This window comes from Rhizobium sp. SYY.PMSO (genome assembly GCF_046840415.1).
GTDB lineage: Bacteria > Pseudomonadota > Alphaproteobacteria > Rhizobiales > Rhizobiaceae > Rhizobium.
In genome coordinates, this window is record NZ_CP177350.1 from 139,115 (window position 1) to 163,905 (window position 24,791).

At 60.2% G+C, this 24,791-nt stretch carries 22 protein-coding genes and 1 pseudogene; 16 read left to right on the top strand and 7 right to left on the bottom strand.

Annotation, left to right across the window (positions count from 1 at the left end; all coding sequences use genetic code 11):
* Window positions 1-21 precede the first annotated feature (21 nt).
* The gene (locus ACJJVH_RS18930) at window positions 22-882 is read right to left on the bottom strand and encodes a cysteine hydrolase family protein (RefSeq protein WP_412065732.1); all 861 of its coding nucleotides are present in this window, start codon (window positions 880-882) and stop codon (window positions 22-24) included.
* Window positions 883-980: 98 nt separating this feature from the next.
* Between ACJJVH_RS18930 and ACJJVH_RS18935 the strand changes: the two genes are divergently transcribed.
* Together ACJJVH_RS18935 and ACJJVH_RS18940 are read left to right on the top strand one after the other, a co-directional pair.
* Window positions 981-2,027, top strand: a complete 1,047-nt coding sequence (locus ACJJVH_RS18935; protein ID WP_412065733.1) for a substrate-binding domain-containing protein — start codon at window positions 981-983, stop codon at window positions 2,025-2,027.
* 246 nt (window positions 2,028-2,273) lie between these two features.
* On the top strand, window positions 2,274-2,693 hold the full coding sequence (locus ACJJVH_RS18940) for a MarR family winged helix-turn-helix transcriptional regulator (RefSeq protein ID WP_412065734.1): 420 nt from the start codon (window positions 2,274-2,276) through the stop codon (window positions 2,691-2,693).
* A 99-nt stretch (window positions 2,694-2,792) separates the two neighbouring features.
* Here ACJJVH_RS18940 and ACJJVH_RS18945 read toward each other — a convergent pair whose 3' ends face one another.
* From ACJJVH_RS18945 to ACJJVH_RS18960, 4 genes are read right to left on the bottom strand one after another with little or no spacing between them, the layout of a single operon-like run.
* Window positions 2,793-4,196 (bottom strand): amidase, encoded by a 1,404-nt coding sequence (locus ACJJVH_RS18945; protein ID WP_412065735.1) that lies wholly within the window; start codon window positions 4,194-4,196, stop codon window positions 2,793-2,795.
* 23 nt (window positions 4,197-4,219) lie between these two features.
* Complete coding sequence (locus tag ACJJVH_RS18950; protein WP_412065736.1) at window positions 4,220-5,620, bottom strand: amidase; 1,401 nt, start codon at window positions 5,618-5,620, stop codon at window positions 4,220-4,222.
* 15 nt (window positions 5,621-5,635) lie between these two features.
* Window positions 5,636-7,060 (bottom strand): amidase, encoded by a 1,425-nt coding sequence (locus tag ACJJVH_RS18955; RefSeq protein WP_412065737.1) that lies wholly within the window; start codon window positions 7,058-7,060, stop codon window positions 5,636-5,638.
* Between the two features lie 3 nt (window positions 7,061-7,063).
* Window positions 7,064-7,264 (bottom strand): hypothetical protein, encoded by a 201-nt coding sequence (locus ACJJVH_RS18960; protein ID WP_412065738.1) that lies wholly within the window; start codon window positions 7,262-7,264, stop codon window positions 7,064-7,066.
* 325 nt (window positions 7,265-7,589) lie between these two features.
* On the opposite strand from ACJJVH_RS18960, the gene ACJJVH_RS18965 reads away from it, so the two are divergent.
* The 14 genes and pseudogenes from ACJJVH_RS18965 to ACJJVH_RS19030 form a co-directional block, all read left to right on the top strand.
* On the top strand, window positions 7,590-9,185 hold the full coding sequence (locus ACJJVH_RS18965) for an ABC transporter substrate-binding protein (RefSeq protein WP_412065739.1): 1,596 nt from the start codon (window positions 7,590-7,592) through the stop codon (window positions 9,183-9,185).
* Between the two features lie 89 nt (window positions 9,186-9,274).
* Window positions 9,275-10,231, top strand: a complete 957-nt coding sequence (locus ACJJVH_RS18970) for an ABC transporter permease (RefSeq protein WP_412065740.1) — start codon at window positions 9,275-9,277, stop codon at window positions 10,229-10,231.
* 12 nt (window positions 10,232-10,243) lie between these two features.
* Complete coding sequence (locus ACJJVH_RS18975; RefSeq protein ID WP_412065741.1) at window positions 10,244-11,146, top strand: ABC transporter permease; 903 nt, start codon at window positions 10,244-10,246, stop codon at window positions 11,144-11,146.
* A gap of 16 nt (window positions 11,147-11,162) precedes the next feature.
* On the top strand, window positions 11,163-12,296 hold the full coding sequence (locus ACJJVH_RS18980; protein WP_412065742.1) for an ABC transporter ATP-binding protein: 1,134 nt from the start codon (window positions 11,163-11,165) through the stop codon (window positions 12,294-12,296).
* Between the two features lies 1 nt (window position 12,297).
* Window positions 12,298-13,356 carry an ABC transporter ATP-binding protein gene (locus ACJJVH_RS18985; protein ID WP_412066232.1) on the top strand — a complete coding sequence of 353 codons (1,059 nt, stop codon included), beginning with the start codon at window positions 12,298-12,300 and terminating at the stop codon, window positions 13,354-13,356.
* A gap of 269 nt (window positions 13,357-13,625) precedes the next feature.
* Entirely contained in the window at window positions 13,626-14,567 is a 942-nt protein-coding gene (locus tag ACJJVH_RS18990; protein ID WP_412065743.1) for an acetamidase/formamidase family protein, read from the top strand.
* An 11-nt stretch (window positions 14,568-14,578) separates the two neighbouring features.
* Window positions 14,579-16,267 carry an asparaginase domain-containing protein gene (locus ACJJVH_RS18995; protein ID WP_412065744.1) on the top strand — a complete coding sequence of 563 codons (1,689 nt, stop codon included), beginning with the start codon at window positions 14,579-14,581 and terminating at the stop codon, window positions 16,265-16,267.
* A 30-nt stretch (window positions 16,268-16,297) separates the two neighbouring features.
* The gene (gene ureE / locus ACJJVH_RS19000; protein WP_412065745.1) at window positions 16,298-16,747 is read left to right on the top strand and encodes an urease accessory protein UreE; all 450 of its coding nucleotides are present in this window, start codon (window positions 16,298-16,300) and stop codon (window positions 16,745-16,747) included.
* Window positions 16,740-17,417 (top strand): urease accessory protein UreF, encoded by a 678-nt coding sequence (locus ACJJVH_RS19005; RefSeq protein ID WP_412065746.1) that lies wholly within the window; start codon window positions 16,740-16,742, stop codon window positions 17,415-17,417. Before ureE ends, ACJJVH_RS19005 begins: the two co-directional genes overlap by 8 nt.
* Before the next feature lie 16 nt (window positions 17,418-17,433).
* Window positions 17,434-18,132 (top strand): urease subunit beta, encoded by a 699-nt coding sequence (gene ureB, locus ACJJVH_RS19010; protein WP_412065747.1) that lies wholly within the window; start codon window positions 17,434-17,436, stop codon window positions 18,130-18,132.
* 3 nt (window positions 18,133-18,135) lie between these two features.
* Entirely contained in the window at window positions 18,136-19,842 is a 1,707-nt protein-coding gene (gene ureC, locus ACJJVH_RS19015; RefSeq protein ID WP_412065748.1) for an urease subunit alpha, read from the top strand.
* A complete protein-coding gene (gene ureG / locus ACJJVH_RS19020; protein ID WP_412065749.1) occupies window positions 19,839-20,480 on the top strand; it encodes an urease accessory protein UreG in 642 nt (213 codons plus the stop codon). Before ureC ends, ureG begins: the two co-directional genes overlap by 4 nt.
* Window positions 20,481-20,515: 35 nt before the next feature.
* On the top strand, window positions 20,516-21,322 hold the full coding sequence (locus ACJJVH_RS19025) for an urease accessory protein UreD (protein WP_412065750.1): 807 nt from the start codon (window positions 20,516-20,518) through the stop codon (window positions 21,320-21,322).
* Window positions 21,313-21,429: pseudogene (locus ACJJVH_RS19030) on the top strand (IS3 family transposase); the annotation flags it as partial. The gene ACJJVH_RS19025 and the pseudogene ACJJVH_RS19030, both read left to right, overlap by 10 nt.
* A 367-nt stretch (window positions 21,430-21,796) precedes the next feature.
* On the opposite strand, the gene ACJJVH_RS19035 reads toward ACJJVH_RS19030, so the two are convergent.
* Together ACJJVH_RS19035 and ACJJVH_RS19040 are read right to left on the bottom strand one after the other, a co-directional pair.
* A complete protein-coding gene (locus ACJJVH_RS19035) occupies window positions 21,797-23,083 on the bottom strand; it encodes an acid phosphatase (RefSeq protein WP_412065751.1) in 1,287 nt (428 codons plus the stop codon).
* A gap of 918 nt (window positions 23,084-24,001) precedes the next feature.
* A complete protein-coding gene (locus tag ACJJVH_RS19040) occupies window positions 24,002-24,781 on the bottom strand; it encodes an IclR family transcriptional regulator (protein ID WP_412065752.1) in 780 nt (259 codons plus the stop codon).
* Between the last annotated feature and the right edge of the window lie 10 nt (window positions 24,782-24,791).

The following is a 24,791-nucleotide window of genomic DNA, read 5'->3' on the forward strand; positions in this document are numbered from 1 at the left end:
GTCGGCCAGGCCAGCGGAATTCTACGCTGCGGCTTTCATCTTGACGGACTTGTCTATCAAGGCGAGCAGATGGCAGGTATCTACCACATCGGCGAAAATCGCGGCCATACTGATCAATGTCGCGTTATGTTCTTCGTCGCTCAATGTGGCGTTGGCGTCCGTCAGGAAAATCACATTGTAACCCATTTGCAGCGCATCTCGCGCCGTGCTCTCGCAGCAGCAATTCGTCAGCGTTCCCGTGATGATCAGCGTGTCGATCCCGCGGGCCTTGAGCTGCTGATCCAGATCGCAGGTGCCTGGAATGAGCGCGGAGAACCGCGTCTTGTCGACGATCAGATCTCCGGCGGCGACATCGAGCTCGCTCGACAGTTGCCAGTCGTCCGCGCCGCGGGCGAAGGCTTCTTTCATCAGAGCAAATTGCCTTTCGTCCATGTAGTTTTCAAACCAGACGTTCCACGGTAGCTGCTCGTGCGGATCGTAAGTGTACCGCAGGAAGACATTAAGGCCGCCGCCGTCGCGCACGGCCTGAGAGATGGCGTTGACGTTTTCGAAGATCTCACGTGTCAGCGGAACCTCGACCGGAGCGCCTTCGCCGACGAATCCTTTCTGGAGATCGACGATCACATGGGCAACCTTGCTCATGTCGAGCACATCGAAAATATGCTCCTTGCCGCCGCGCTGCTTGCGACCGCGCTCGACGACATGCTGCGGAATGGAAACGGTATGCATGGCAAACTCCTTCCTACGAGATATGATAATCAAATATGAAAATATCGAAATTACAAGTCTTTGTTTTGGCCTCAATTTGCCCAATATTTGTGCGCTCTTAATTTTCGCTGAAATATGCATCAATCGTTTGACATCGGGGCTGCCGCGTTGCATGGTGTCCTGTCCTATTGGGGAAATGCTTTCTCTTTCAAATGTTGTAACGGGCGAAACTTCGCGCCTCGCCGGCACCGGCTCATGGAAAGGGTGAACGCATGAAGATCGGCTTGTTGCATCCTCGAAGCGGCGTCGCGGGCATATGGGCGCCGGCGATGGACGCGGCTGCGGTGGTGGGCGCAGCGGAGATCAATGCCGCCGGCGGCATTCTGGGCGAGGAGATCGAGATCGTCTTCGGGGATTGCGGTTTCTCGGTGAACGAGGCCTTGAATGCGGTCGATACGCTTGTCGAGATCGACGGCGTAGATGCGATCGTCGGTGGTCATCCCAGCAATATCCGCGATGCCGTCAGCGAGCGCGTGGCGAGCACCGTGCCTTATATCTATACCCCGCAATATGAAGGGATCGCCTGCGGTCCTTCAACGGTCGCCATTGGAAGCACGGATCAGGAGCTGATGGCACCGGCCCTGCAATGGCTGCGGAGCGAAAAACATGCGGAGCGCTATTTCTTTGTCGGCAACAATTATATCTGGCCGCATATGGCGCTTGCGACCACCCAGCGGCTGATGCGCGCACAAGGCACCCATCTAGTCGGCCAGGCGATTGTGCCGACCAAAATGGAAGATTATACGGATCTGCTCCGGCAGATTGCCCAGAGTGGCGCGCAGGTGGTCATTCAGGCCTTGGTTGGCCTGAGTGCGGTCGAATTCAACCGGGCATTCGCCGCCGCCGGCCTCGACGAAAAGATGCTGCGTTTCGGGTTGATCGTGGACGAAACCATCATCTGCGGCATCGGCTCCGACGCTTCGAACAACCTCTTTACGGCGGCGAGCTATTTCGCCGACCATCATTCGCGCTCGAACGATCATTTTCTGGAGCTCTATCACAGCGCATTCGGCGAGTTCGCGCCGCCTGTCTCGGCGGCAAGCGTCGGGTTCTATGAGGGGCTGCATGTTCTTGCCGGTCTTGCCGGAAATCTGCGGACGCGCGACAGCCGCATTCTCGCCAACCATCTGCATCAGCCAATGTCGCGACCGAAGGCGCGGCATTGGCTTGGGGGCAAGCCCGTCGGTCAATGGCCTTCTGTCTACATGGGGCGGGCTGATGGCGTCACGTTACAGGTCGTCGCCGCGCTGACGCCTTAGCGTCCCGCCGGATTCCATCTTCTCGCGACCCTACCCGATCGGGTGATGCGCGCGATCAACATTCCAATTTTGTTGAAATTGAAATATTGTCAAAAGAAAGTCTCTCTGGTATCCAGAACGCCAGTCGGCGGTGTTGATTCCATTGATGTCGGTCGACCATATCGATGAGACGATCATGGCGGATATGATCAGCGATCGGAATTTATAGAAATTGAAACTAATGAAAAACCGATAATGGGAGGGAGCATGACCGCGAAGCATATGAAGGATCAGCTCGCCTATATGATCGCGAGCGTGAACCGTCAGCTCGAGAGCGAATTGGAAGAGAGGCTGCGCCCGGGCGGTGTCCCAATCGACCAGTTCAGGATTCTCGAAGTGCTCGATGCAGGCGAACCCTGCGCGATGGGAGAGATTGCCGAGCAATCTCTCGTCGAACCGGCGACTCTGACGAAGATCGTCGACCGGATGGTGGCTGAAGGCCTGGTTTACCGATCTCCCGATCCGCATGATCGCAGGCGAGTGCTCATTTTGACTGCCCCGGCCGGTAAGGCGCTGTTCAAGCGTCTGCGCGGGATCTCCACGGCTCAGGAACAGCGGCTCGTCGAATTGCTCGACTCGGAAGGCGCTGCCGAGTTACGCAACCTGCTGCGTGAGCTCATTCAGTAAATGAAGCCGGTTTGAAACGGTTCGGCCAGAGGTCCGCTATCAGGTGATAGCGGACCTCTGGCATTTCCATGATCTGTCTGAACGGCTTGTCCGTGAAGTTCACAAGCCAGGCGGACGCCGGGTGTGCCAATCGGTCGCCTGCTGGTAAGCGTGAGCCACCCTCAGCAGCATGGCTTCCGAACCATGGATTCCCGCCAGTTGCAGGGCGACCGGGCGACCGTCGGCGGTAAAGCCGCAAGGCAGCGTCACGGTGGGAATGCCCGTGGCGTTGAAAGGCGAGGTGAATTTGCCGATGATGTTGAAATCCTTGCCGACGGCAGCGCGCACTTCGGTCCAGGTCGGCGTGCCCAGTCGGAAGACTGGCATGACGAAGATATCGATGTCGCTGAACATGCTGACCACGGCGCCGCGGAATTTGTAACGCTCGATGATGCCCTTGCCGATATCGACTGGATTGGCGTTGCGGCCGGCTTCCATGCCCTCGGTGATCCAGCGTCCATATTTTTCTTTTTGCGAGGGATAGGTCTTTTCGTGGTGCGCCGCCATTTCCGCCATCGTCATTGACATGGCATATTTCAGCAACGCGTCGGTAGAGGGAAATTTGACTTCGCTTGTCACGGCGCCGATCGCCGCCAGTTCGCCGATCGCATCCTTGATGAAGCCGATGGTGACCGGGTCGGCGTCATCAGCGACATAATCCCAGTCGATGCCGATCCGTACGCCACGAGCACCATAGATGCCGTCCAACTCGTCGAGGTAATTCGGAACCGGCAATAGCAACGAGGTCGTGTCCTTCGGGTCCCAACCCGCAAGCGCCTGCAGCATTGCTGCGGCGTCCGCGGCCGAGCGCGCCATCGGCCCGAGATGGTCGAAGGTGGCGGCAAGGTCGAAAATGCCGTAGCGACTGATGCGACCCCAGGTCGGCTTGACGCCAGTCAAGCCATTGCAGGCGGACGGGAAGCGGATCGAGCCTCCGGTATCCGAGCCGATCGTCGCATAGGCCAGACCTGCAGCGGTCGAAACGCCCGATCCAGAGGAGGACACACCGGTCCAAAGATCGTTTTTCCAGGGATTGACCGGCTCGGGCATATCGGGGTGATGCTCAAGCGTCGCGCCCTCGGTCATGTGCAGTTTACCGAGCAAGACTGCCCCGGCATCCGCGAGTTTCGTAACGACGGTGGCATCGTGATCGGGCTTGAAGTCGGCATACATCGTCATGCCGCCCGTCGTGGTGATCCCCTTGGTGAAGCACAGATCCTTCACTGCGATCGGCACGCCATGCATCGGGCTGCGATAGATTCCCTTGGCGATTTCGGCTTCGGCCGCCCTTGCCTGCTGCATCGCCAGATCGGCCGTCACGGTCGTATAGGCCTTGAGGCCGGGGTCGAGCTTGCGGATGCGCGACAGGATCGCTTCCGTCAGTTCCACCGGCGAGATGTGCCGCTTGCGGAGATGCTCCGCAACGGCGGTCAGCGGCTGGTAATGGATATCGTCAAGGGACATGGTGGCGGCTCCGCGGTTCGAGGTCAGAGATTTGGGCGGCGGGTGTGCCAGTCGGTCGCCTGCTGATAGGCGTGTGCTGTTTTCAGAAGCGATGCTTCGGACAGATGCGGGCCGATGAGCTGCATGCCGAGCGGTATGCCGACGGCGGCCATGCCGCAGGGCAGGGTGATGCTGGGATTGCCGGAAACATTGTAGGGCGAGGTGTAGCCGAGCAGCTTTTGCAAGTCGGACAGGAATTCGTCCATACGGCCATAGGGTATCCCCACCGCCGGATAGACCGGCGAGACTAGGGCGTTGATGACGGTAAACATTCTCCCGAGTTCGCCCTTGAAGCGATCCCGGTAGATATAGGCGTCGGAGATCGTTCTTGGATCGTAGGCGAGGCCGCGTTCGATGGCGGCCGCGAGTTGCGGACCGAACTTCGACTTGTCGGCCTCGTAGACGCTCTTGTGAAACTGCGCGGTTTCGACGTCGGTGATGGTGATCTGCGCCGAGGTCGCCTCGGACCGTTTCGGCACCTTGACCGGGACGATGACGGCGTCTAGTTCTCGGAATATCTCGATGGCCTTGCCGATTGCAGCGATGGTTTCACCGTCGACGCCGGCATGGAGGTATTCTTCATCGACACCGATGCGGATTCCCCGTGCCCCGATGATGCCGTCGAGTGCCCGGAGATAGTCGGGAGCGAGGCTGGGCAGGCTCGTGGGGTCGCGCGGGTCCGGCCCGGCAAAGGCGCCGAACATGGCTGCGGCATCGGCGGCATTGCGAGCCATTGGGCCGATCGTATCCAGCGACGGCGCGAGCGGAAAGACGCCATAGCGGCTGGTTCGTCCCCAGGTCGGCTTCAGTCCGGTGACGCCGTTTGCCGCCGATGGGAAGCGGATCGAGCCGCCGGTATCGGTTCCAAGACTGGCATAGCAGAGACCCGCGGCGGTTGCCGCGCCCGAACCGGACGAGGACCCGCCCGGCCAGTAATCGCTGTTCCATGGATTGAGGCAGCGGTCCAGAGAGGGATGATGCTCGCCAAAGGCGCCTTCGTGCAGATGCAGGCGCCCCAGAATGATCGCGCCGCTCCGGCGCAGCCGCCGCACGATCGTCGCGTCTTCCTGCGCGACAAAATCCTTGTATGCCAGCGTCCCGAAGGTGGAGGTGACGCCTCTGGTGTGGAACAGGTCCTTGATGGCGATCGGCACGCCGTGGAGGGGGCCACGATAGCGGCCAGCCTGGATTTCAGTAGCTGCCGTTTCCGCTTCTTTCAGGGCGCTTTCGGCGGTGACGGAAAGGTAGGAATGCAGCACCGTATCCAGTGCCGCGATACGGTCGAGCATATATCGGGTGACATCGACCGGTGACAATTCGCGCGAGGCGATCAGCGCCGAGATCTCGAGCAGCGAGGCATAGTGAAGATTTTCGTTCAGGGACAAGCGGAACACCTCTCTTTATGCCGCCTTTGCCGTTTGCGGCATGGCGGGGCGGATTTCGATGGTGCCGGCGGCGGCCTCGTAAGCTGCTCCGATCTGCAGCACAGTCGGCTCGTCGAATGGCCTGCCGACGATCTGCGCGCCGAGCGGCAGGCCGTTGGCGCCGAAGCCGATGGGGAGCGCCAAAGCCGGATTGCCGGTGACGTTGAACGGCCCGGTCAACATGCCGCCCCAACGGCTGGCGTCGGGACCGAAATCCGAAAAAGGTGCGGCCGTGCTAAGCGCGCCCGGGGCGAGCAGCGCGTCGTGGCTGCCAAGCAGGGTATCGTTGACGAAGGCGGTCAGTTCCCGCCGCAGGCGCTGTGCCTGAACGTAATCCGCGGCCGACAGCACTGCGCCCGAGACCAAGCGCTGGTATCCATAGCGCCCATAGGCACGAGGCCGCACTTTCAAGTCGGTCTCATGGATGGCGTAGGCTTCCGAGAACATAATCACCCGGCAGCAGGCGTCGAATTGCTCGAAGGGAGGCATGTCGACTTCATCGACCGTCGCTCCGAGCGCCGTCATCCGCTCGGCGGCCGCATCGAGCGCGGCCGTCGCCTCGGTCGTCAGAAACGGGTTGTCGGTAAAGAATTTACGTGTGTAGCCGATCCTAAGACCGGAAAGATCCCGACCAAGCCTTGCCGAGAAGTCCGGCACGGGAAGCTTGGCCGAAGCCGGATCGAGCGGATCGTAGCCCGCGATGACCTGCATGGTAAGAGCCGCATCCTCGATCGACCAGGCGAGCGGACCGCAATGATCGAGCGAATAGGCGAGGGGGAAGACGCCCCGGCGCGACACTCTGCCATAGGTCGGCTTCAGTCCGACGATGCCGCAATAGGCGGCCGGCCCGCGGATCGATCCGCCTGTGTCCGAGCCCATCGCCATGCGGAGCATCCCTGAGGCGACGGCGGCGGCCGAACCGGACGACGAGCCGCCGGTGAAATGCTCCGTGTTCCAGGGATTGCGGGCCGGTGGAAACGGCAGGTCGAAGCTTGGCCCTCCGATTGCGAATTCGAAGGTGCCGAGCTTGCCCAGCAGAACGCCGCCGCCTGCCGCAAGCTTTTCCTGCACGGCGCTGTCGGCGGAGGGTACGTTGTTGCGCAGGAGATTGGAATGTCCGGTGGTCCGGATGCCGGCCGTGTCATAAATATCCTTCAGGGCGTAGGGAATGCCCTGCATCGGACCATTGTCCAGGCAGGCGGCAAAGGCCACGTCGGCCCTGTCCGCATCGGCGAGCGCTCGCTCTGCCGTGATCAGCACGAAGGCCGAGACGACAGGATCGATCGCCGAGATCCGTTCAAGCGCGCTCTCGGTAAGCTGGCGCGAACTGATCTCGCCTGCGCGCAAGGCTGCGCCCGCCGCTGCGATGGAAAGCTCATGAAGTAGGCCAGAGGTGTTCATGCTTCAATCCTTCTCGACCAGACTGAATGTGTTTGACGGTTCGGCCGCCGCCGTGCGCGGTGGGCGCAGCCAGTGCAGCGAGGCCAGCAGCTGGTCGGCGCTCTCATAGGTGCCTTGGGCACGGTCGGCGGGCGGCACGATTCCGGCATGGCGGAAGCGCGCTTCGATCTCTGCGGTGTCGAGGGATGTCGGGGGTTGCGGCATGGGACGGATCCTCCTGAATGTCGGCAAAATAATTGAAATTTTGATAATTGCAATTGATAATATTGAAGTACAAATATTAGGCATATTGCACTTTTTTTACGCGCCGCGACCTCAGTAAACGCATAATCAAATAATTGAAAATCAACAATTTATCGAAGAAAAGCGCGAAGCATCACGGCAATCGGAAATCTTAAAAGCTTTTCATTTGAATATTTTAATGATGAATTTTATTTCCTTCCTACTCTGATAGTGGTGCTTGGCACGGCCCTTGCAATGTCGAATGCGTCCAGTTCGTTGGCGTACCCGCCTACAGGAGAAAAGCACCATGAGATTATTCGGAATGCGAGGGATGGTCGCGGCCGCCGTAGTGGCCGTTTTCAGCGTGGCGGGATCTGCCGCACAGAGTTCCGCAGCGGAGTCGGTCCTTCGCGTCGCGATGACGGCTGCCGATATTCCGGATTGGACCGGCGCACCAGACCAGGGCTACGAAGGGTATCGTTTCGCAGGCTATACGCTTTACGACACGCTTGCGCTATGGGACCTGTCCCGCTCTGACAAGGCGGCCGATATCGTGCCGGGCCTGGCGACGAGCTGGGAGATCGATCCGGCGAACAACAAGCGCTGGGTCTTCCATCTCCGCCAGGGCGTCAAATATCATGATGGCTGCGCCTGGAACGCCGATTCCGCCATCTGGAATTTTGCCCGAGTGATGGACCCGAAAGCGCCGCAGTTCAACGCCCGCCAGGTCGGCCAGATGGGCACCTATGTCGTCAATATCGATAATGTCGCCAAGGTCGACGACTACACCATCGCCATCACGACGAAGACGCCGAGCTCGCTGTTTCCCTATGAGATGGCGATGTATTACATGATCTCCGATTGCGCGGTCAAAGCCGACGGTTACGACTACAATAAGTTCGCGGCGGCGCCCGCCGGCACTGGCCCCTATAAATTCGACCGTGTGGTTCCGCACGAGCGCCTGGAACTGGTCAAGAACGCCGACTATTGGGACCCCAAGCGCGTGCCGAAGCACGATCGTCTCGTGCTCCTGCCAATGCCCGAGGCTTCGACGCGTGCCGCAGCTCTGCTTTCCGGTCAGGTCGATTTCGTGGAGGCACCGTCTCCCGACACCATTCCGCGCCTGAAATCCGCCGGAATGCAGATCATTACCGTGCCTTATCCGCATAATTGGGACTACATGCTCCGTGTCGACACGCCGCCGTTCAACGACAAGCGCGTCCGCCAGGCCGCCAATTATGCGATGAATCGGCAGGACATGGTGGACATGCTCGACGGCGTCGCAGTAGCAGCTTATGAGACGCTGATCACCACGCAGCCGTGGTACGGCAATCCAACCAAATATGATTACGATCCCGACAAGGCCAAGGAACTGCTGAGGGAGGCGGGCTGCTCGCCCTGCGTCATTAAGGTTGGTATTTCGACCTCCGGCTCCGGCCAGATGCAGCCTTTGCCGATGAACGAACTGGTCAAAGAACAGTTGGAAGCGGTTGGCTTCCAAGTCGATCTAGTGCCGATGGACTGGAATGCACTCATCGGCGTATTCCTCGTCGGCGGCAAGAATTCGCCCTATAACGCCATTAACTTCTCCATGGCTCCGATTGATCCGGTCCAGGGCATTCTGAAAAAATGGATGACGCAATACGCTCCGCCGTCCTGCTGCAACTGGGGCTCCTATTCGAACCCTGACGTGGACAAGCTGGGGGCCGAGGCACTCGGCGAATTCGATCCAGCCAAGCGTAACGCCTTGTTAACAAAGATAAACGAGCTGGTCGTTGCCGATGCGTCGGAGCTTTACATCGTGCACGATCTCAACCCCCGCGCCCTGTCTCCGAAACTTTCGGGCTTCGTCCAGGCGCAAAGCTGGTTCCAGGATCTGACGCCGATTGTGGTTGCGCCCTGATCGGTAAACGATGGATGCGGGCGCCCGGCGCCCGCATCACTCTTAAGCCCAATCGCAATAGAGTGCCAGAATGATTATGGAGGGATACGATGTGGCTGTACGCGCTTCGGCGCCTCATCCTGACGGTGCCGATCCTGTTCGGCGTAACGGTCATCTGTTTTGCGCTGGTGCATATAGCTCCCGGCGATCCCATCCAGAACCTGCTGTCTCCCACGGCTTCGCAAGCCGATGCCGACAGGCTCCGCGCTGCTTACGGTCTTGATGAGCCCTTGCCCATTCAGTATGTGATCTGGCTCGGCAAGGTATTGGTCGGTAATCTCGGCATGTCGATCTCAGATAATGCCCCCGTTGCGAGCGAGGTCGTCCGGGCCTTCGGCAACACGATCGTCATCGCGTTGATCTCCGTCGTGCTGGCCTTCGTCCTGTCGACGATCATGGGCGCCATCGCCGCCTACAAGGCCGGCAGCATCATCGACAAGGCCATTATCGCGGTCGCGGTTTTCGGCATCAGCGTGCCGCCTTTCTGGCTGGGCGTCGTTCTGGTGATCGTGTTCGCCGTCGATCTTTTCTGGCTTCCCGCAACTGGCATGGGATCGGGCGGTTCGCAAGGCTTCAATTATTTCAGTTGGCACGATTTTCAGTTCGCGGTCATGCCGATCATTGCGCTCGCCTTGCCGCCGCTCGGGATCATGACCCGAACGACGCGTTCGTCGCTCGCCGAAATCCTCAATCAGGATTTCATTCAGACGCTCAAGGCCAAGGGTCTCAGCCGGACCCGCATCATGACGCATGCGATCCGCAATATCATGCCGCAGGCAATAGCTATGCTCGGCCTGCAGTTCGGCTATCTGATCGGCGGATCGGTGCTTGTCGAAACGGTGTTCACTTGGCCGGGCACCGGCTTTTTGCTGAACAAGGCGATTCTTAGCCGCGACATCCCGCTGCTGCAGGGAACGATCCTGGTTCTCGCTACCGCTTTCGTGCTCATCAATCTGGTCGTCGATCTCGCTCAATCGATGATCGATCCCCGCATCAAGCGCAACTGACGGAGACCGCCGATGTCGGATATTCCCGCCACTTCCATTCAGTTCTCCAAGGACAAGGCCGCGCCCGTCGTGCGTGTCCGTGGCTATTGGGCCAGCGTCTGGCAACGCTTGCGTTACGACTATGTCACTCTATTTTGCCTCGCGGTGATCATTCTCATTGTTCTTTCCGCGATTTTCGCTCCATGGCTGGCGCCGATGGACCCGCTGAAATCGAGCATGGCCTTTCGCCTGAAGCCGATCGGCTATCGCAATTTCATGCTGGGTACGGACGAGCAGGGGCGCGATATGCTGAGCCGCCTGCTTTACGGCGGCCGAGTATCGCTTATCATGGGTATCCTGCCTGTTGGGCTGGCGACCGTCATCGGCGGCCTGCTGGGTATCGTGGCGGGCTATTACGGCGGCAAGGTCAATATGGTGATCATGCGCACGATGGACGTGTTCTTCGCGTTTCCGTCGGTCCTGCTGGCGGTCGCGATTTCCGGCAGCCTCGGAGGTGGCGTCACCAATCAATTGCTGACGCTGACGGTCGTTCTGCTGCCGCCGCTTTGTCGCGTGGCCGAGACGGCGACCAGCCAAGTCCGCAGCATGGATTTTGTCGATGCCGCTCGCGCCAGCGGCGCTTCCACGGTCTCGATCCTGTTCACCCACGTTCTGGTCAACGTGATGTCGCCCGTGCTGGTCTATGCATCGACGCTGGTCTCGGTGTCGATCATCCTGGCTTCCGGGCTGTCGTTTCTCGGATTGGGCGTTTCTCCGCCGACAGCCGATTGGGGCCTGATGCTCTCGACGCTGCGCCAGTCGATCTATGTGCAGCCATTGGTCAGCGCCCTGCCGGGCGTCGCCATCCTGATCACCTCAATCGTGTTCAATCTCGTCAGCGATGGCCTGCGTCAGGCCATGGATGTCAAATCGTGACCGTGGGGATATGCCTATGACCGATTTCAACTCCGAAGCCGTAATCCAGGAGCCAGCACCGCCGAGCGTCGATCCGCGCGACCGCGGCGGCCCGGCGCAGCCGATGCTGATCGTGGAGAACGTCCGCAAATACTTTCCGATCCGCGCCGGCCTGCTCAATCGCAAGGTGGCCGAAGTCAAGGCCGTTGACGATATCTCCTTCTATGTGTTGAAACGCGAAACGCTGGGCATTGTAGGAGAGTCAGGCTGCGGTAAATCCACCCTGGCGCGCGTGCTCATGTACCTTGTCAGCAAGGACGACGGACGCCTGATCCTCGACGGTGATCCTGTCGGGGAGCAGCGCGGCGTGCCGCTTGAGGGTCTGCGACGTTCGATGCAGATGGTGTTTCAGGACAGTTACTCCTCTCTCAACCCGCGCCTGCCGATCGAACAGTCGATCGCCTACGGTCCCAAGGTTCAGGGGGCTTCCGTCAAGGATGCCAAGCAGCAGGCTCGGTTCTTACTGGAAAAGGTAGGGCTGAGACCGCAGCTCTTCGGCCAGCGCTATCCGCACGAGCTCTCGGGCGGCCAGAAACAGCGGGTCAACATAGCCCGCGCGCTGGCGCTCGATCCCCGCCTACTGATCCTCGATGAGGCGGTGTCGGCGCTCGACAAATCGGTCGAGGCCCAGGTGTTGAATCTGCTGGCCGACCTCAAGGAACAGTTGAACCTCACCTATATCTTCATCTCCCATGATCTGCATGTGGTGCGATACATCTCCGACCGGGTGCTGGTGATGTATCTCGGCCAGGTGGTCGAGATCGGGCCGGTCGGCAAGGTCTATGACGATCCGAAACATCCCTATACCCGCGCCCTGCTGGAATGCCGGCTAAGCATGGACCCGGCAGAGCGGGTGGACAGCGCGCCCTTGGCCGGCGATCCGCCCAACCCCGTCAATCCACCTTCCGGCTGTCGCTTTCACACCCGCTGCCCCTATGTCGAGGATATCTGCATGTCGAAGGCGCCGGCGCTCGGCGATGCGGTCAGGGCAACGCCGGATCAGCATCTGGCGGCCTGCCACATGGACCAGGCCGGTTCCGGGCATACGCGGGCTCCCGCAACGGCCACAAATGCCTGGGCCGGTTCGCAGAAGGAGATAGGACATGAGTGAAATGAAACCGCTCGATCTGGCATCGGTTGAACCGCATCCCGCAGCCGCTGACGCCTTCGTCCACATCGATGATCTGCGGGTGCGTTTCGTCAGCCGCGAGGCGACGGTCAGGGCGGTCAATGGCGTTTCGTTCGATCTCGAACGCGGCCAGGTGCTCTGCATTATTGGTGAATCCGGTTCCGGCAAGTCGGTGATGATGCGCTCCCTGCTGCGGCTGCATCCGAAGAAACGCACCGTGATCGAAGGTGTCATGAAGGTCGGCGAGCATAACATCGCCAATGTCAGCGAACGGACGATGTCGGAACTGCGCGGCGCGACCATCTCGATGATCTTCCAGGAACCGATGACCGCGCTGGACCCGCTTTACACGATCGGTGATCAGATCGCCGAAACGGTCATGCGCCACGAAAAGATCGATCGACAGGCGGCGTGGGCCCGCGCGCTCGAATTACTCGAGCTGGTTCGCGTCCCTTCGCCGGAACGACGGCTGAAGGCGTTTCCGCATGAATTGTCGGGCGGCTTGCGGCAGCGCGCCATGATCGCGGTGGCCTTGTCGTGTCGCCCGAGCCTGCTTCTGGCCGACGAGCCGACGACGGCGCTCGATGCTTCGGTGCAGATTCAGGTGCTGGTGCTGCTTCGCCGGCTGCAGCAGGAGATGGGCATGTCGATGATCTTCGTCACCCACGATCTCGGCGTCGCCGCGCAGATCGCTGACAAGGTGGCGGTGATGTATGCCGGCCGTATCATCGAATACGGAGAAGCTCGCGACATATTGCTGGCCCCCCAGCATCCCTACACCAAGGCGATGCTGACCTCGACGATCAAGGATCAGGTGCGGGGTAAGCGGCTCGAGGCCATTCCGGGTACACCGCCCGACCTGCGTATGCTGCCGGACGGCTGCAGTTTCGCTCCTCGTTGTTCCCATGCGACGCCGGAATGCATGGTAGCGGTGCCGGCGGCGGTGTCAGACGCGGGCGGACACATGGTTCGCTGCATCAAGGTCAGTGCGCCTGGCGGCCAGCTTGTTTCCGACGTGAAGCATGATGCTCCGCTCGCTTGATCGTCGGCGAACGGCGGTTCGGCACAACATCATGACCGCTGCGCGTTCTGGGAAGGCTTATTCCTATTTCGGCAGCAGGTGCCTCAGCCTACTGCGAAAATATCCTTGGTAAAACAAAGGATTGTCGGTCTTAGATATATTATTGTCCATATAAATATTTTCATTTTCATTATTTGATATATTGACTATTTTGTCGCGATGCATAAGCTGCGAGCGAATGGAGAGCGGCGCATTCTGGGTTCATCTGCAAGGTAAATGGGAGACGGGCATTGCGTCGACATCATCTCAAACCCAGCGTCGAAAACTGCCACTGGGGCTATTTCGACGCGATACGACAACCGGTTCTGAAGGTTGCGAACGGTGATATCGTTACCATCGACACGGTGACGGGAACGCCCAATGTTCTACCCGATCCCGCGAAATTCTTCATACCACCCGAACTCGTAGGCATTCATGCCGGCGTGAAGCAGGAGGGGCCGCACATCCTGACAGGCCCGGTCTATGTGGAGGGTGCTAAGCCGGGCAATGTGCTCGAAGTGCGCATTCATGAAGTGTTGTTGCTGCAGGATTGGGGCTTCAACCTGATCATGCCGCTGCTCGGGACCTTGCCCCACGACTATCAGGAGCCCCGCATCGTCAACATCCCGCTCGACAAGGAGCGCAATGTCGGCACGATGCCGTGGGGCCTGGAACTGGAGCTTGCGCCATTCTTCGGCGTCATGGGCGTAGCCCCGCCGAAGGGCTGGGGGCGGATAAGCTCTGTTGCGCCGCAGGCGACCGGCGGCAATCTCGACAACAAGGAACTGGTCGCTGGCACCACGCTTTATCTGCCGGTCTTCGTCGAAGGCGGATTGTTTTCCTGTGGTGATGGCCACGGATGCCAGGGGGACGGCGAGGTCTGCGTGACCGCGATAGAGACCGCATTGCGCGGCACCTTCGAATTCATCGTGCGTGACGATCTGAGCTTCACCTATCCGCGGGCGGAGACGCCCACCCATCACATCACCATGGGAATGGACCCCGATCTCGACCAGTGCGCCATTGAGGCGTTGCGCGACATGATCGCCCTGCTGGGCGAGAAGGCCGGCTTGTCGGATCCGGATGCCTACATGCTTTGCAGTCTGGCGGGCGATCTGCACATCACCCAGACCGTCAACGGATCCAAGGGCGTACATATGATGATGGAAAAGAAGAATTTTCATAAGGCGTAAGGACGTTTTTTATGGGCAAGATCCGCATTGCGCACCTGGCGGGACCGACGGCGACGATCCAGAACACGCCGCCGCTCGTCACCTCCAGCAAGGCCCGGCTGCGCAAAGGTCTGGCGCCGCTCGTCGGCAGTGACGGTGATGCATCGAAATTCGACGCTTTGCGGGCGCAGCGGCTTGCGGCTCCGGTCAAGGTCTATGTCGAGCAGTTTTCGGCGCATCCGCTGGAGGCCGATGCCGCAGAGCTTTACGCCGAGCCGGATGGCTACATGGATGCAGACGGCAATTTCAGCCGCGAGCGCAAGAGTGCCGGCGACAAACCGGTCTACGAGATCGAACTGACGCCGGAGGACGGTCTTTATCCCTTACCATATATGGGGATGCAGAAAGATGGCCTGCCCTGGGAGGAGGAGGCGACCTCGCCCGGCAGCCCGCTCACCCGGCAGGGCTTTTTTCCGGACGGCTCCCGAAGCTTCGAAGAAATCGACCGTCTGTCGATCGGTGTCGACGGCAAGGTCAACATAATCGGCGGGCGCGCCGAGGTGGATTTTTATCGCGTTGCGCCGCCCGGAGGTTTCAGGAGAGGTCTTGCCTCGGCCGACCGCTCGGATACGGGCGAGGGCGACGTTCCGCCAGAAAGACTTGGGTGGGATTTCTTCGCGTACAAGCCCTACAATCTGGCGAAAGCGCCGCCGCGGCCGATGCTGGCGAAGATCACCAACGACATCCAGGCGATCCTGTCGTCAGGTCAATATGACGGGGCCATCTGGACGCAGGGCAGTCCGCAGATAGAGGAGACGGCCTACTGGTTCAATCTGTTGATCGATACCAATCTGCCGATCGCCTGCAATGCGGCGCAGCGACCGCAAGGGCAGGTCAGCAATGATGGGCCGGCCAATATCGTGGATTCGGTGACCTACATCGAATCGCGCATCTGGGCCGACAGCGAGGGCAACAATCGTGTCGGTACGATCGTCCTTCAGGAACAGCAATTCTTCGCAGCGCGGGAAGTCGCCAAGGTCGATGCCCGGCCGGGCGGCTATATCGCGACCGGCGGTCATGGCGGCATCATGGGTCAGATCACCCATGCCGGAATGCCCTATATGATGTATGTGCCGGCCTATAAGCACACGGCCAAGTCCGATGTGAACATCACGCGGCTGCCAGCCACGGTCAAGGTTTCCAAGCTTGGTCCCGACGGCATCGACGCTCTGGACATTGCGATCAAGGACGGTGCCGGCAAGCTGCTGGCCGACGCCATCCCCTCGGTTTCGATCGTCAAGGATGGCGGTTATGCGGCCGAGATGTTCGGCGACGATCCGGCGGCCGAGGCCGATCTCGATTTTCTTATCAAATACAAACTGACAAGCGGAAGGTTGGCTGGCCTCGTCGTCGAGGGGCTCGTTCCCTATGGCGCTCCGACCTCCGAGCTGCGGATGGCGATGCTGCGGCAGGCGAGCTTTTCCGGTCTGCCGGTGGTGCGCGTCGGGCGCGGCTATCCGGAAGGCTTTGCCGATCCGGAATCCACTACCATCGCCGGCATGAACCTGACTTCCACCAAGGCGCGCATGCTGCTGATGGCATGTCTGATGAAATTCGGCAGCCTGCCTGCGGCAAGGGACCCCGCAAAACCGACTGTTGACGAGGTTGCGGCTCACAAGACGACGCTGGCTGCTTACCAGGCCGTATTCAACACGCACTGACGCGGCAACGGATCAAGGACGGAGGAACGCATGTTGCGGCTTCATGGTATCATCGGCAAGGAAAGAGACCCCGCCTATCGCGCGGCGCTTCATGATCTGGAGCATCATGGCGATATAGAGCTCCTGTTCGTGCCGTCCTCGGAAGCCGGCCGCAAGCGTTTCCGCCTGTCGACGGATCGCGGCACAGATTGCGCCGTCAGTCTCGATCGCGATGAGGAACTCTTCGATGGCGCCATTCTCTGCCTTGACCCGGAACGGGCCATCGTCGTCCGTTTCGGCGAACAGGCGGTGTGGCGGCTGCGTCCCGCAAACGCGGCGGTGGCTCTGAAACTCGGCTGGAATGCCGGCAACCTTCATTGGCGGGTACGCTTCGAGGACGATTGCCTTCTCATTCTGCTCGACGGGCCGTTGCAGAGCTATCGCCAGCGCATCAAGCCCCTGCTTGATGCCGGAGACCTGACGGAAGCGGCCAATGTTTGATGCGGCGACAACGCTGGCGCTTCTCCAATATGGCGACAGCGCCTATCCCGCCGGCGGTTTTGCCTTCTCTTGGGGGATAGAGGGGTTGGCGCAGGACGGCCTGCTTTCCGGCCAGGCGGGGCTCGACGACCTCGTCTTCGATCATCTCACCTTTCGCTGGAACACGATGGATCGGCCTCTGCTCGTCCGAGCCTGTAAGGCGTCCAATCTTGCCGCGGTCGCCGCCATCGACCGTTACATCGAAGCCGCAACCGTGTCGGCCGAAATGCGCGTTGGGTCGCACCGGGCGGGACGCGCTCTGTTGAGTGTTTCATCACGATTGGGAGGGCCTTTGTCGTCGGGTTACCGTGCGATCATGGCCGGCGACCAACGTCTCGGTCATTTGCCGGTCGCGCAGGCTCTCGTCTATCGGGATGGCGGTCTGGGGCTGGAAGAATCGCAACTGCTGTCCGGCTGGACGCTTGTCACGGGTCTCGTCAGCGCGGGCGTCAGGCTTGGGGTCATCGGACATGTCGAAGCGCAGCGGAGCATGGCGTCGGCGCGCGGGACACTGGCGGAGCTGATTGCTTCGGACTTGCCCGACAAAGCGCAGCCGTCGAGCTTTACGCCGTTAATCGACATCGCCGTGTGCCGCGGGCCGTCGCGGCATGTCCGCATGTTTTCCACCTGATGCAGGGATAGCCGCAATGATGAACCTCTCCCCGACCGAAATGGATCGCCTGACGATCTTCACCGCTGCCGAGATGGCTCGCCGCAACCGCGCTCGGGGCATCAGGCTTAGCCACCCCGAAGCGGTGGCGCTCCTGACCGACGAGGTGATGCTCGCTGCCAGGCGAGGGTTGCCCTATGCGGAGATTCGCAATCTTGCCGGCCAGCTCCTGACCACCGACGATGTCGAGCCCGGCGTTGCCGAGATGGTAACGATGCTCTATATCGAGTGCCTCTTTGCCGAGGGCACGAAGGTCATGGCGCTATTCGAGCCCATCTCTCCGGGCGCGCAGCCGCTGCTGGATGACGTTATCCCCGGCCAGATTATTTCGCCCGCCGACGACATCGAGATGTTTACGGCACTGTTGACGACATCGATCGATGTCGTCAACACCGGCGATCGCGACGTTCAAGTGCGTAGTCACACGCATTTTTTTGAGGTCAATCGCGCGCTGGATTTCGACCGGGCGGCTGCCTACGGTATGAAGATCGACCGGCCGGCGGGAACGGGCATCCGCTTCGAGCCGGGCGTCGGGAAAACCGTGCGGCTCGTGCCGATAGAGGGTGACCGGGTCATCCGGGGCGCGGGGGGGCTGGTGAACGGGCCGCTCGACGAATCAGGCGCGAAGGAAAAAGCACTCGAGCTTGCCCGCACACGCGGCTATATGGGAGCCTGAGCCATGTCCGTGATCAGCCGGCGTGCCTATACCGATCTATACGGTCCGACCAAGGGCGATCTCGTCCGGCTGGGCGATACTTGCCTGTTTGCGGAAATCGAGCACGACTTCACCACCTATGGGCATGAACTGCTGATCGGCGCAGGCAAGAACCTGCGGGATGGCGAGGGCATTAACGGCTACCGCACGTCATCCGACAAGATCCTCGATATCGTGATCAAGAATGCCACCATCATCGATGCCATGGCCGGGATCATCAAGGCCGATATCGGCATTCGCGACGGCCGCATTGTCGGCATCGGCAAGGCAGGCAACCCCGACGTCATGCCAAACGTCCATCCCGATATGGTCGTCGGCCAGACGACGTCGCCAGTGTCGGGCGCGGCTTTCATCGTTACCGCCGGCGCGATCGAATCCCACGCCCATCTCGGCTCGCCCGAACAGTCAGATCATGCGCTTGCCGGCGGCACGACGACGATGATCGGCAACGGTCCCGGCCCGCTGTTCGATGTCGGCAGCGGCAGCACGACTACTTTCGGTCGCTTCCTGCAGGCGGCGGAATTCTCGCCGCTGAATTATGCCCTGTTCGGTCGCGGCGCATCGAGTCCGGAGGCCGTCGAGGAATCCGTTGCGGCTGGCGGCATGTCGGTCAAGATCCACGAGGATTTCGGCGCCGCACCCGCCGTCATCGATCAGAGCCTGGTTGCGGCCGATCGAAACGACTTCGCCGTCCATCTGCACACTGATTCTATCAATGAATTCGGCTTCTGCGAGGATACGATGGCCGCAGTCGCAGGCCGTACCATCCATATGTATCACGTCGAGGGCGCCGGAGGCGGACATGCCCCGGATCTGCTGAAGGTCGTCTCCTACGACAACGTGATTCCCTCTTCGACTAATCCGACCAATCCTTTCACTTCCTACGGGATGGAGGAGGGCGTGCCGATGACGATGATCGCGCATCAGCTCAACTACAACACACCGGAAGACGTCGTGTTCGGCGAGGCGCGCGTTCGCGCCCAGTCGATGGCAGCGGAAGATTTTCTGCATGATATGGGCGCCATTTCGATCTTCGGTACGGATACGCAAGGGATGGGCCGGCTGGCGGAAAATGTCGCCAACTGCTGGCAGCTTGCGAGCGTCATGAAGGAGCGGACCGGCCGTCTGCCGGAGGAAACAATGACTGCCGCCGACAATGAGCGCATCAAGCGCTATATCGCTAAGCTGACCATCAATCCGGCCATCGCCGTCGGCATCGATGATCATGTCGGTTCGATCGAGGTTGGCAAGATGGCCGACCTCGTGATTTGGCCGCGTGCCTCCTTCGGCATAAAGCCCTATATGGTGATCAAGAGCGGCTTCATCGTCTGGGCGGCCATGGGCGACGGCAATGGTAGCCTCGGCGTCGCCGAACCGATGATCCAGAAACGCATGTGGGGCGCCCTGGGATCAGCTCCCCAGCACCTCGGCGTCAATTTCATTTCCAAGCTTGCAGTCGATGCCGATGTTGGCCGCAAACTCGGTCTGGTCAAACAATCCGTTCCGATCAAAAATGTTCGCAAGCTACGCAAGACCGACATGGTGCGCAACGCATCCATGCCCTTCGTCGAAGTCGATCCCCAGACCTTCGAAGTGCGCGCCGATGGCAAGCTTCTGATGTGTCCACCTGCGACCAAGGTGCCGCTGGCAAGGAGGTATATGCTGCGATGAACGAGGCTCGGCAGGTAACAACGGCTCGCGCTTCCGCGGCTCGGGTCGGAATTGGCGGCCCGGTCGGCTCCGGCAAGACGGCGCTTGTCGAAAGGCTCATTCCCGCGCTGATGGCACGGGGCATCGATATCGCCGTCATCACCAACGATCTCGTCACCGCTGAAGACGCCGAACGTATCCGTCGCTCCGGTCTAATCGACCCGGCGCGGGTCTCCGCGGTCGAGGCCGGCGCCTGTCCGCATACGGTCATCCGAGAGGACCCGACGCTGAACATAGAGGCGGCGGACGAGCTGGAGCGTCGCTTTCCCGGCCTCGAACTGATCCTGCTCGAAAGCGGCGGCGACAATCTCGCCTCTACCTTTTCGCGCGACCTGACGGATTTCTGGATGTTTGTCATCGACGTCGGCGGCGGTGACGACATTCCGCGAAAACGTGGCCCGGGCGTTATCCGCTCGGATGTCCTGATCGTCAACAAGACGGACCTTGCGCCGCATGTCGGCGTCGATATCGGGCGTATGTACGAGGAGGCTCTCGCCGTCCGCGACAATCGCACGGTTTTGATGACGAATTGCCGGTGCGGCGAAGGCATCGACGCGGTGGTCGACGTGATCGAGCATGAGGTGCTGTTTCGATCGTGAGCACTGTATATCCGGTTCCCCCCGTGCAATTTGACTTGGGCTTCGTCAGGCGAGGGGACCGCACGGTTCTCGACCGGCGGATCTTCACTTGGCCGTTCGTCATAACGCGAACGTTTCGTCTCGATCCCGTTCCCACCCACATGCTGACGGTCATCGCTCAGAGCAGCAGCGGTGCCTTCCACGGCGAGGACCATCTGAGGCAGCATCTCCGCCTCGAGGAGGGTGCGGCGGCGCATGTGACGACGCAGGGCGCGACCTCCGTGCATCGAGCCGACGGCGGCCTGACCGCGCATGAAACGGTAAACATCATTATCGCCCGTGGCGCCTATCTCGAATATCTTCCGGAGCCACGAATTCTATTTCCGGGCGCAGCACTCATTCAGCGCGTCGATATCGATTGCGAGCCGGGCGGAGTGGTGATCATCGCCGACGCCTTCACCTCGCACGACCCGGACCGGCGCGGCCGGCTTTTCCGCACCCTTGAAGCGACAACGACCCTGTATCTGCAAGAGGACGAGCCGGTCTTGATCGACCGGATGCACATAAGCGGGCTGGGCCGTTTGCAACCCTCGCGCTACAAGGCCTTTGGTACGATGCTAGCGATCGCATCTTTACCATCGGCGACGCTTGGGCAGATCGTGTTGGACCTTTCGGCGCAGTTGACCGGTGTCTCGGGCCTATACGCTGCCGCCAGCGTGCTGCCCGGTAATGCCGGGATCGGCGTGCGGTTCGCGGCATGCGATTTACGCTCGCTGCGCTTAGGGTCGGAAATGGCCAAGTTCGCATTTCGCCGTATGATCTTCGGCGCGCCGCCTGCTTTCTGGCGAGAAGGCGTCATGTGATCGACTGGGCAATGCAGAATCGACACGCTACGGACGTCGTTCTGCAGGCGCTGCTTATGGTCGTATGGAGACGAAAGCCCAAGGAGCAAGTGCTGTTCCGCTCCGACTAAGGCTCCCAGCATTAGCATGGATTTCTCTATTCGGCGTGTTCTGGTCAAGCACTTTCAAGCTTCTTCACCCGGAATGTCTGATGTCTTCGCGGGGTCATGCTTCTTGTCATTTGGCACTTCTGTGATTGCCGCCCGTTTGACAAGAAGTTTTTGACCTTCTTTGACGTGTGGTCGAATGCGGTCTTCTGTCAGATCTTTCCTTGCGGCGTTCCCAAGGGCCACCGGCCGATATGGTGATCTAGGGAACGGGTCTAGCTAAGTGGAGACCGGACTTTCACCAATGAGCCCGGCCGCAAGGCGGACCTCATCATGTTTCATGCCACAGACTTCCGCCGCTAGGCGCGGTGGAAGCAAGCGAAGGGCGTCAGTTCGTCTGCGCAGCCAATGCCGCCTCGTGCAGATTGATGCGCTGCCAGAAGCCGAAGTGCCGGTCCCTGGAGTCAAGCGGATAGCCGGAATCGAGGGCCGTGCGCTTGAGGATCTCCTGGCGTTCCGCCGCCGATTTCTCAGGGAACAAGGTCGCCAGAAGAATTTCGGCCCCTTCTGGCACCACCATCTCGATGTCCTTTTCGCCGCTCCGCGGCAGAGCATAGGTCATGGTGAAATCGTAGAAATCACGCAGTGCCGGAGCGGCCCACGGATCGGAGGCGGCATCGGCCGGCTCGGCGCATTCAGCGATCGAGGCGCCGCATTCCTTCTCCAGCGCCGTGCGCAGCTGTTCCCGGGCTTCGTCGAACAGCTTCTTGTAGGCCGGGTCACTGAGGAAATGTGCGACGTTGCGTTCCACGATCATTCGGCTACCGATCACGTCCAGCGGATAGTGAACGCCGAGCACGACGCGCGAATAGCCGTAGCCGGCCGAACGATCGATCAGTGCAGTGAAGCGCTCAGGCAGCATTTCGGCGAGCAGCAGCCCGTCGGTATAGCCGGTGTTGGTGTGACCGCTCGGGAAGGCGCCGCCTGACGCCGCATAGGGAGTGCCGTCGCCCGAGACGGAATTATCCGGTACCGGCTGGATGGTGCTATTGTCGATCAGGAACGGGCGCGGATAGTTGAAATAGGCCTTGGCAGCGCCGGTGCTGATCTCGCTCGCCTTGATCAGCGCCGCAGCCTTGCCGATTTCGCCGGCCTCATAGGCCTTGAGGAAGGCCGGGCCGAGCTTCGGGCCGAGCGCCTCGGGGATGAAATAGAGATAGGCGATCGACTGGGCGTCGACGATCGCGTGCTGCTGCTGCTCGGTCGAGGCGAGGTGATTGATCTCGGTCACCGTCATCTGGCTGCGCTCAAGCTCCCACCGCGGTAGGGTTAGGAAGGGCGACAGCACCTTGATGCCGGCATCCTGATTGTCCTTGACGGCGAAATCATAGCCCGAAGCCTTCAGCCAGTCATTGTCGGCGAGCGGAACAGTCTGCTTCGATTTGTCGATCGCGTCCTGATCGATCTTGCCGCCGCTGTCGCTCTTGATGCTGCTCACCAGCCCTTCACGACGGTTCTCCAGCAACGTCTTGTAATTGGCATCGGGGTTAGCCGTCGTCACCGTGTCGGCGATAGCCGCGGCTTGGGCGGGTGCGAGTGCCTCGAAAGCGAAGGCGTGGGGCGTGGAGAGAAAAGTCACGAACAGAACGGCGGTCAAAATCTTACCGGGTTGCATAAGAGGCTCCATCGATTTGAATAATCCATCACGACGTCATGCGGCGGTATGAATGCATCCCATTGTAAGAAACGATTTTGATAGTTTGATTTCAGAACGACAGGGAACGCTGTGGCCGCGCGATTATGCGCAACACCTGCTCAGCTTCTTTTCCCTGACCGAGCGCTTGGCCTCATCTCTCCCGCCTTCGATGCACAACTGGAAGCAACGCTTCGCCATGGGGAGGGGCGCGTCGCGTGACCGTTCCATTGGCAAGTCGCGGCAAGAGCCGGCCGTGCGCTGATTAATCTTGCCGCCGCAATCAAATCCTCCATCATGAAACTAATTTATCTTAAATCGCATGAGCGCCGGCGAAAGGCTGCCCATTCTGGCACAAGCATTTGTAGAGCGAGCTATACCACCCGTGGGTCTGTTCATCGCATGCCGTCGATCTCGTGGGGAGAGACCAGCCCTATTGTTTTGTAAGCCATTTTTATGAGGCGGTCATGAGTTCAAACCCCATCAAGTCCCGCATCGCGACCGCGCACAATGACTAACCACGCAAACCAATTGATAAGCAAAAATAGTAGCCGTGGCTGCAGGCAACGCATCGCTTTTGATTAATCATTGTCAGAATTTTGGGCTCAAGAATAGCTGCCCGTGATCATAGAGAGATGCTGTTATCTTGGTGTAGTTGGAAATGGTCAAACGAACAGCAAATTCTGTTGGCCGAATTGCGGGACCGAGTCAGGCGGCGCCCGACGATCGCCGCCTATCTGAAATCCCAGAGGTGGTTGGCTTTCAACGAATCGGACGTGTTCCGCCGCTATCCGGAGCCCGACCGTGAACCTCCGGTAGAGGAGCAGGACGACGATCACGGCCATCACCACGATCATCCATATTTCTACTGAGGCGTGGCATATCCCCCGGCAACACATCTCAGCCGCGGAAGCCCAGGCGCTCCGAGATCCGCCGGGCGGCGTGAACCGTATACCTGATTTGGTCGGGCGAGGGCTCCTCGCCGATGAACTGGATCATGTCGACGATACCGGCTGCGCCGCAGATCATGCCGGAGGCATCGAAGATCGCACTGGCAAGGGTGTTCAACCCCATCGCCGTTTGGTTCGGCGCGACGGCCCAGCCACATTGTCTGATCGTCTCGAATTCCTGCTGCAGGAGACTCGGCGTGACGATGGTCAATGATGTCGCAGGTTCGAGGCGACTTCGCAATACCCGCGACTGAAACTCCGGCGTCGAGAAAGCCGTCGCGACTTTCCCCTGAGCGGAACCATGGAATGACAGGAGCGAACCGACACGCACACCGATCTCGATCGGTGAACGCCCGGGAACTGTCGAGACGACCAGCATCCCCTCCGGGGTGATCTGTGACGCGACGGCGGAATGACCGAGCGTATCGCGCAATTCCAGCAGCGGATCGTAGGCAGCGCGGACAAGCCCGGCATTGTCGAAGATCGACTGGCTGAACGATACGAGCCTGTGGCCGATCTCGTAACGTTCGGACTCGTCGTGACGGACAACGTAACCTTGTTGCACGAGCGTCTGCAGATGGCGATGGATCCGGCTCTTGCCAGTATCGAGCGCCTTGGCGAGGCTGGTCACCCCGACACCGCGCGGCGTGCGGGCGATTTCCTCCAGAACCTGCATGGTCAGCGTCACGGATTGCAGGCCGGCTGCATCCTTATCGTCGTCTTGAGTCATTCATCTTCCT

Coding starts and splice junctions, on each gene's coding strand:
- ACJJVH_RS18930 (WP_412065732.1), bottom strand. CDS start 882: ATGCAACGCGGCAGCCCCGATGTCAAACGATTGATGCATATTTCAGCG.
- ACJJVH_RS18935 (WP_412065733.1), top strand. CDS start 981: ATGAAGATCGGCTTGTTGCATCCTCGAAGCGGCGTCGCGGGCATATGG.
- ACJJVH_RS18940 (WP_412065734.1), top strand. CDS start 2,274: ATGACCGCGAAGCATATGAAGGATCAGCTCGCCTATATGATCGCGAGC.
- ACJJVH_RS18945 (WP_412065735.1), bottom strand. CDS start 4,196: ATGTCCCTTGACGATATCCATTACCAGCCGCTGACCGCCGTTGCGGAG.
- ACJJVH_RS18955 (WP_412065737.1), bottom strand. CDS start 7,060: ATGAACACCTCTGGCCTACTTCATGAGCTTTCCATCGCAGCGGCGGGC.
- ACJJVH_RS18960 (WP_412065738.1), bottom strand. CDS start 7,264: ATGCCGCAACCCCCGACATCCCTCGACACCGCAGAGATCGAAGCGCGC.
- ACJJVH_RS18965 (WP_412065739.1), top strand. CDS start 7,590: ATGAGATTATTCGGAATGCGAGGGATGGTCGCGGCCGCCGTAGTGGCC.
- ACJJVH_RS18970 (WP_412065740.1), top strand. CDS start 9,275: ATGTGGCTGTACGCGCTTCGGCGCCTCATCCTGACGGTGCCGATCCTG.
- ACJJVH_RS18975 (WP_412065741.1), top strand. CDS start 10,244: ATGTCGGATATTCCCGCCACTTCCATTCAGTTCTCCAAGGACAAGGCC.
- ACJJVH_RS18980 (WP_412065742.1), top strand. CDS start 11,163: ATGACCGATTTCAACTCCGAAGCCGTAATCCAGGAGCCAGCACCGCCG.
- ACJJVH_RS18985 (WP_412066232.1), top strand. CDS start 12,298: ATGAAACCGCTCGATCTGGCATCGGTTGAACCGCATCCCGCAGCCGCT.
- ACJJVH_RS18995 (WP_412065744.1), top strand. CDS start 14,579: ATGGGCAAGATCCGCATTGCGCACCTGGCGGGACCGACGGCGACGATC.
- ureE (WP_412065745.1), top strand. CDS start 16,298: ATGTTGCGGCTTCATGGTATCATCGGCAAGGAAAGAGACCCCGCCTAT.
- ACJJVH_RS19005 (WP_412065746.1), top strand. CDS start 16,740: ATGTTTGATGCGGCGACAACGCTGGCGCTTCTCCAATATGGCGACAGC.
- ureB (WP_412065747.1), top strand. CDS start 17,434: ATGATGAACCTCTCCCCGACCGAAATGGATCGCCTGACGATCTTCACC.
- ureC (WP_412065748.1), top strand. CDS start 18,136: ATGTCCGTGATCAGCCGGCGTGCCTATACCGATCTATACGGTCCGACC.
- ureG (WP_412065749.1), top strand. CDS start 19,839: ATGAACGAGGCTCGGCAGGTAACAACGGCTCGCGCTTCCGCGGCTCGG.
- ACJJVH_RS19035 (WP_412065751.1), bottom strand. CDS start 23,083: ATGCAACCCGGTAAGATTTTGACCGCCGTTCTGTTCGTGACTTTTCTC.
- ACJJVH_RS19040 (WP_412065752.1), bottom strand. CDS start 24,781: ATGACTCAAGACGACGATAAGGATGCAGCCGGCCTGCAATCCGTGACG.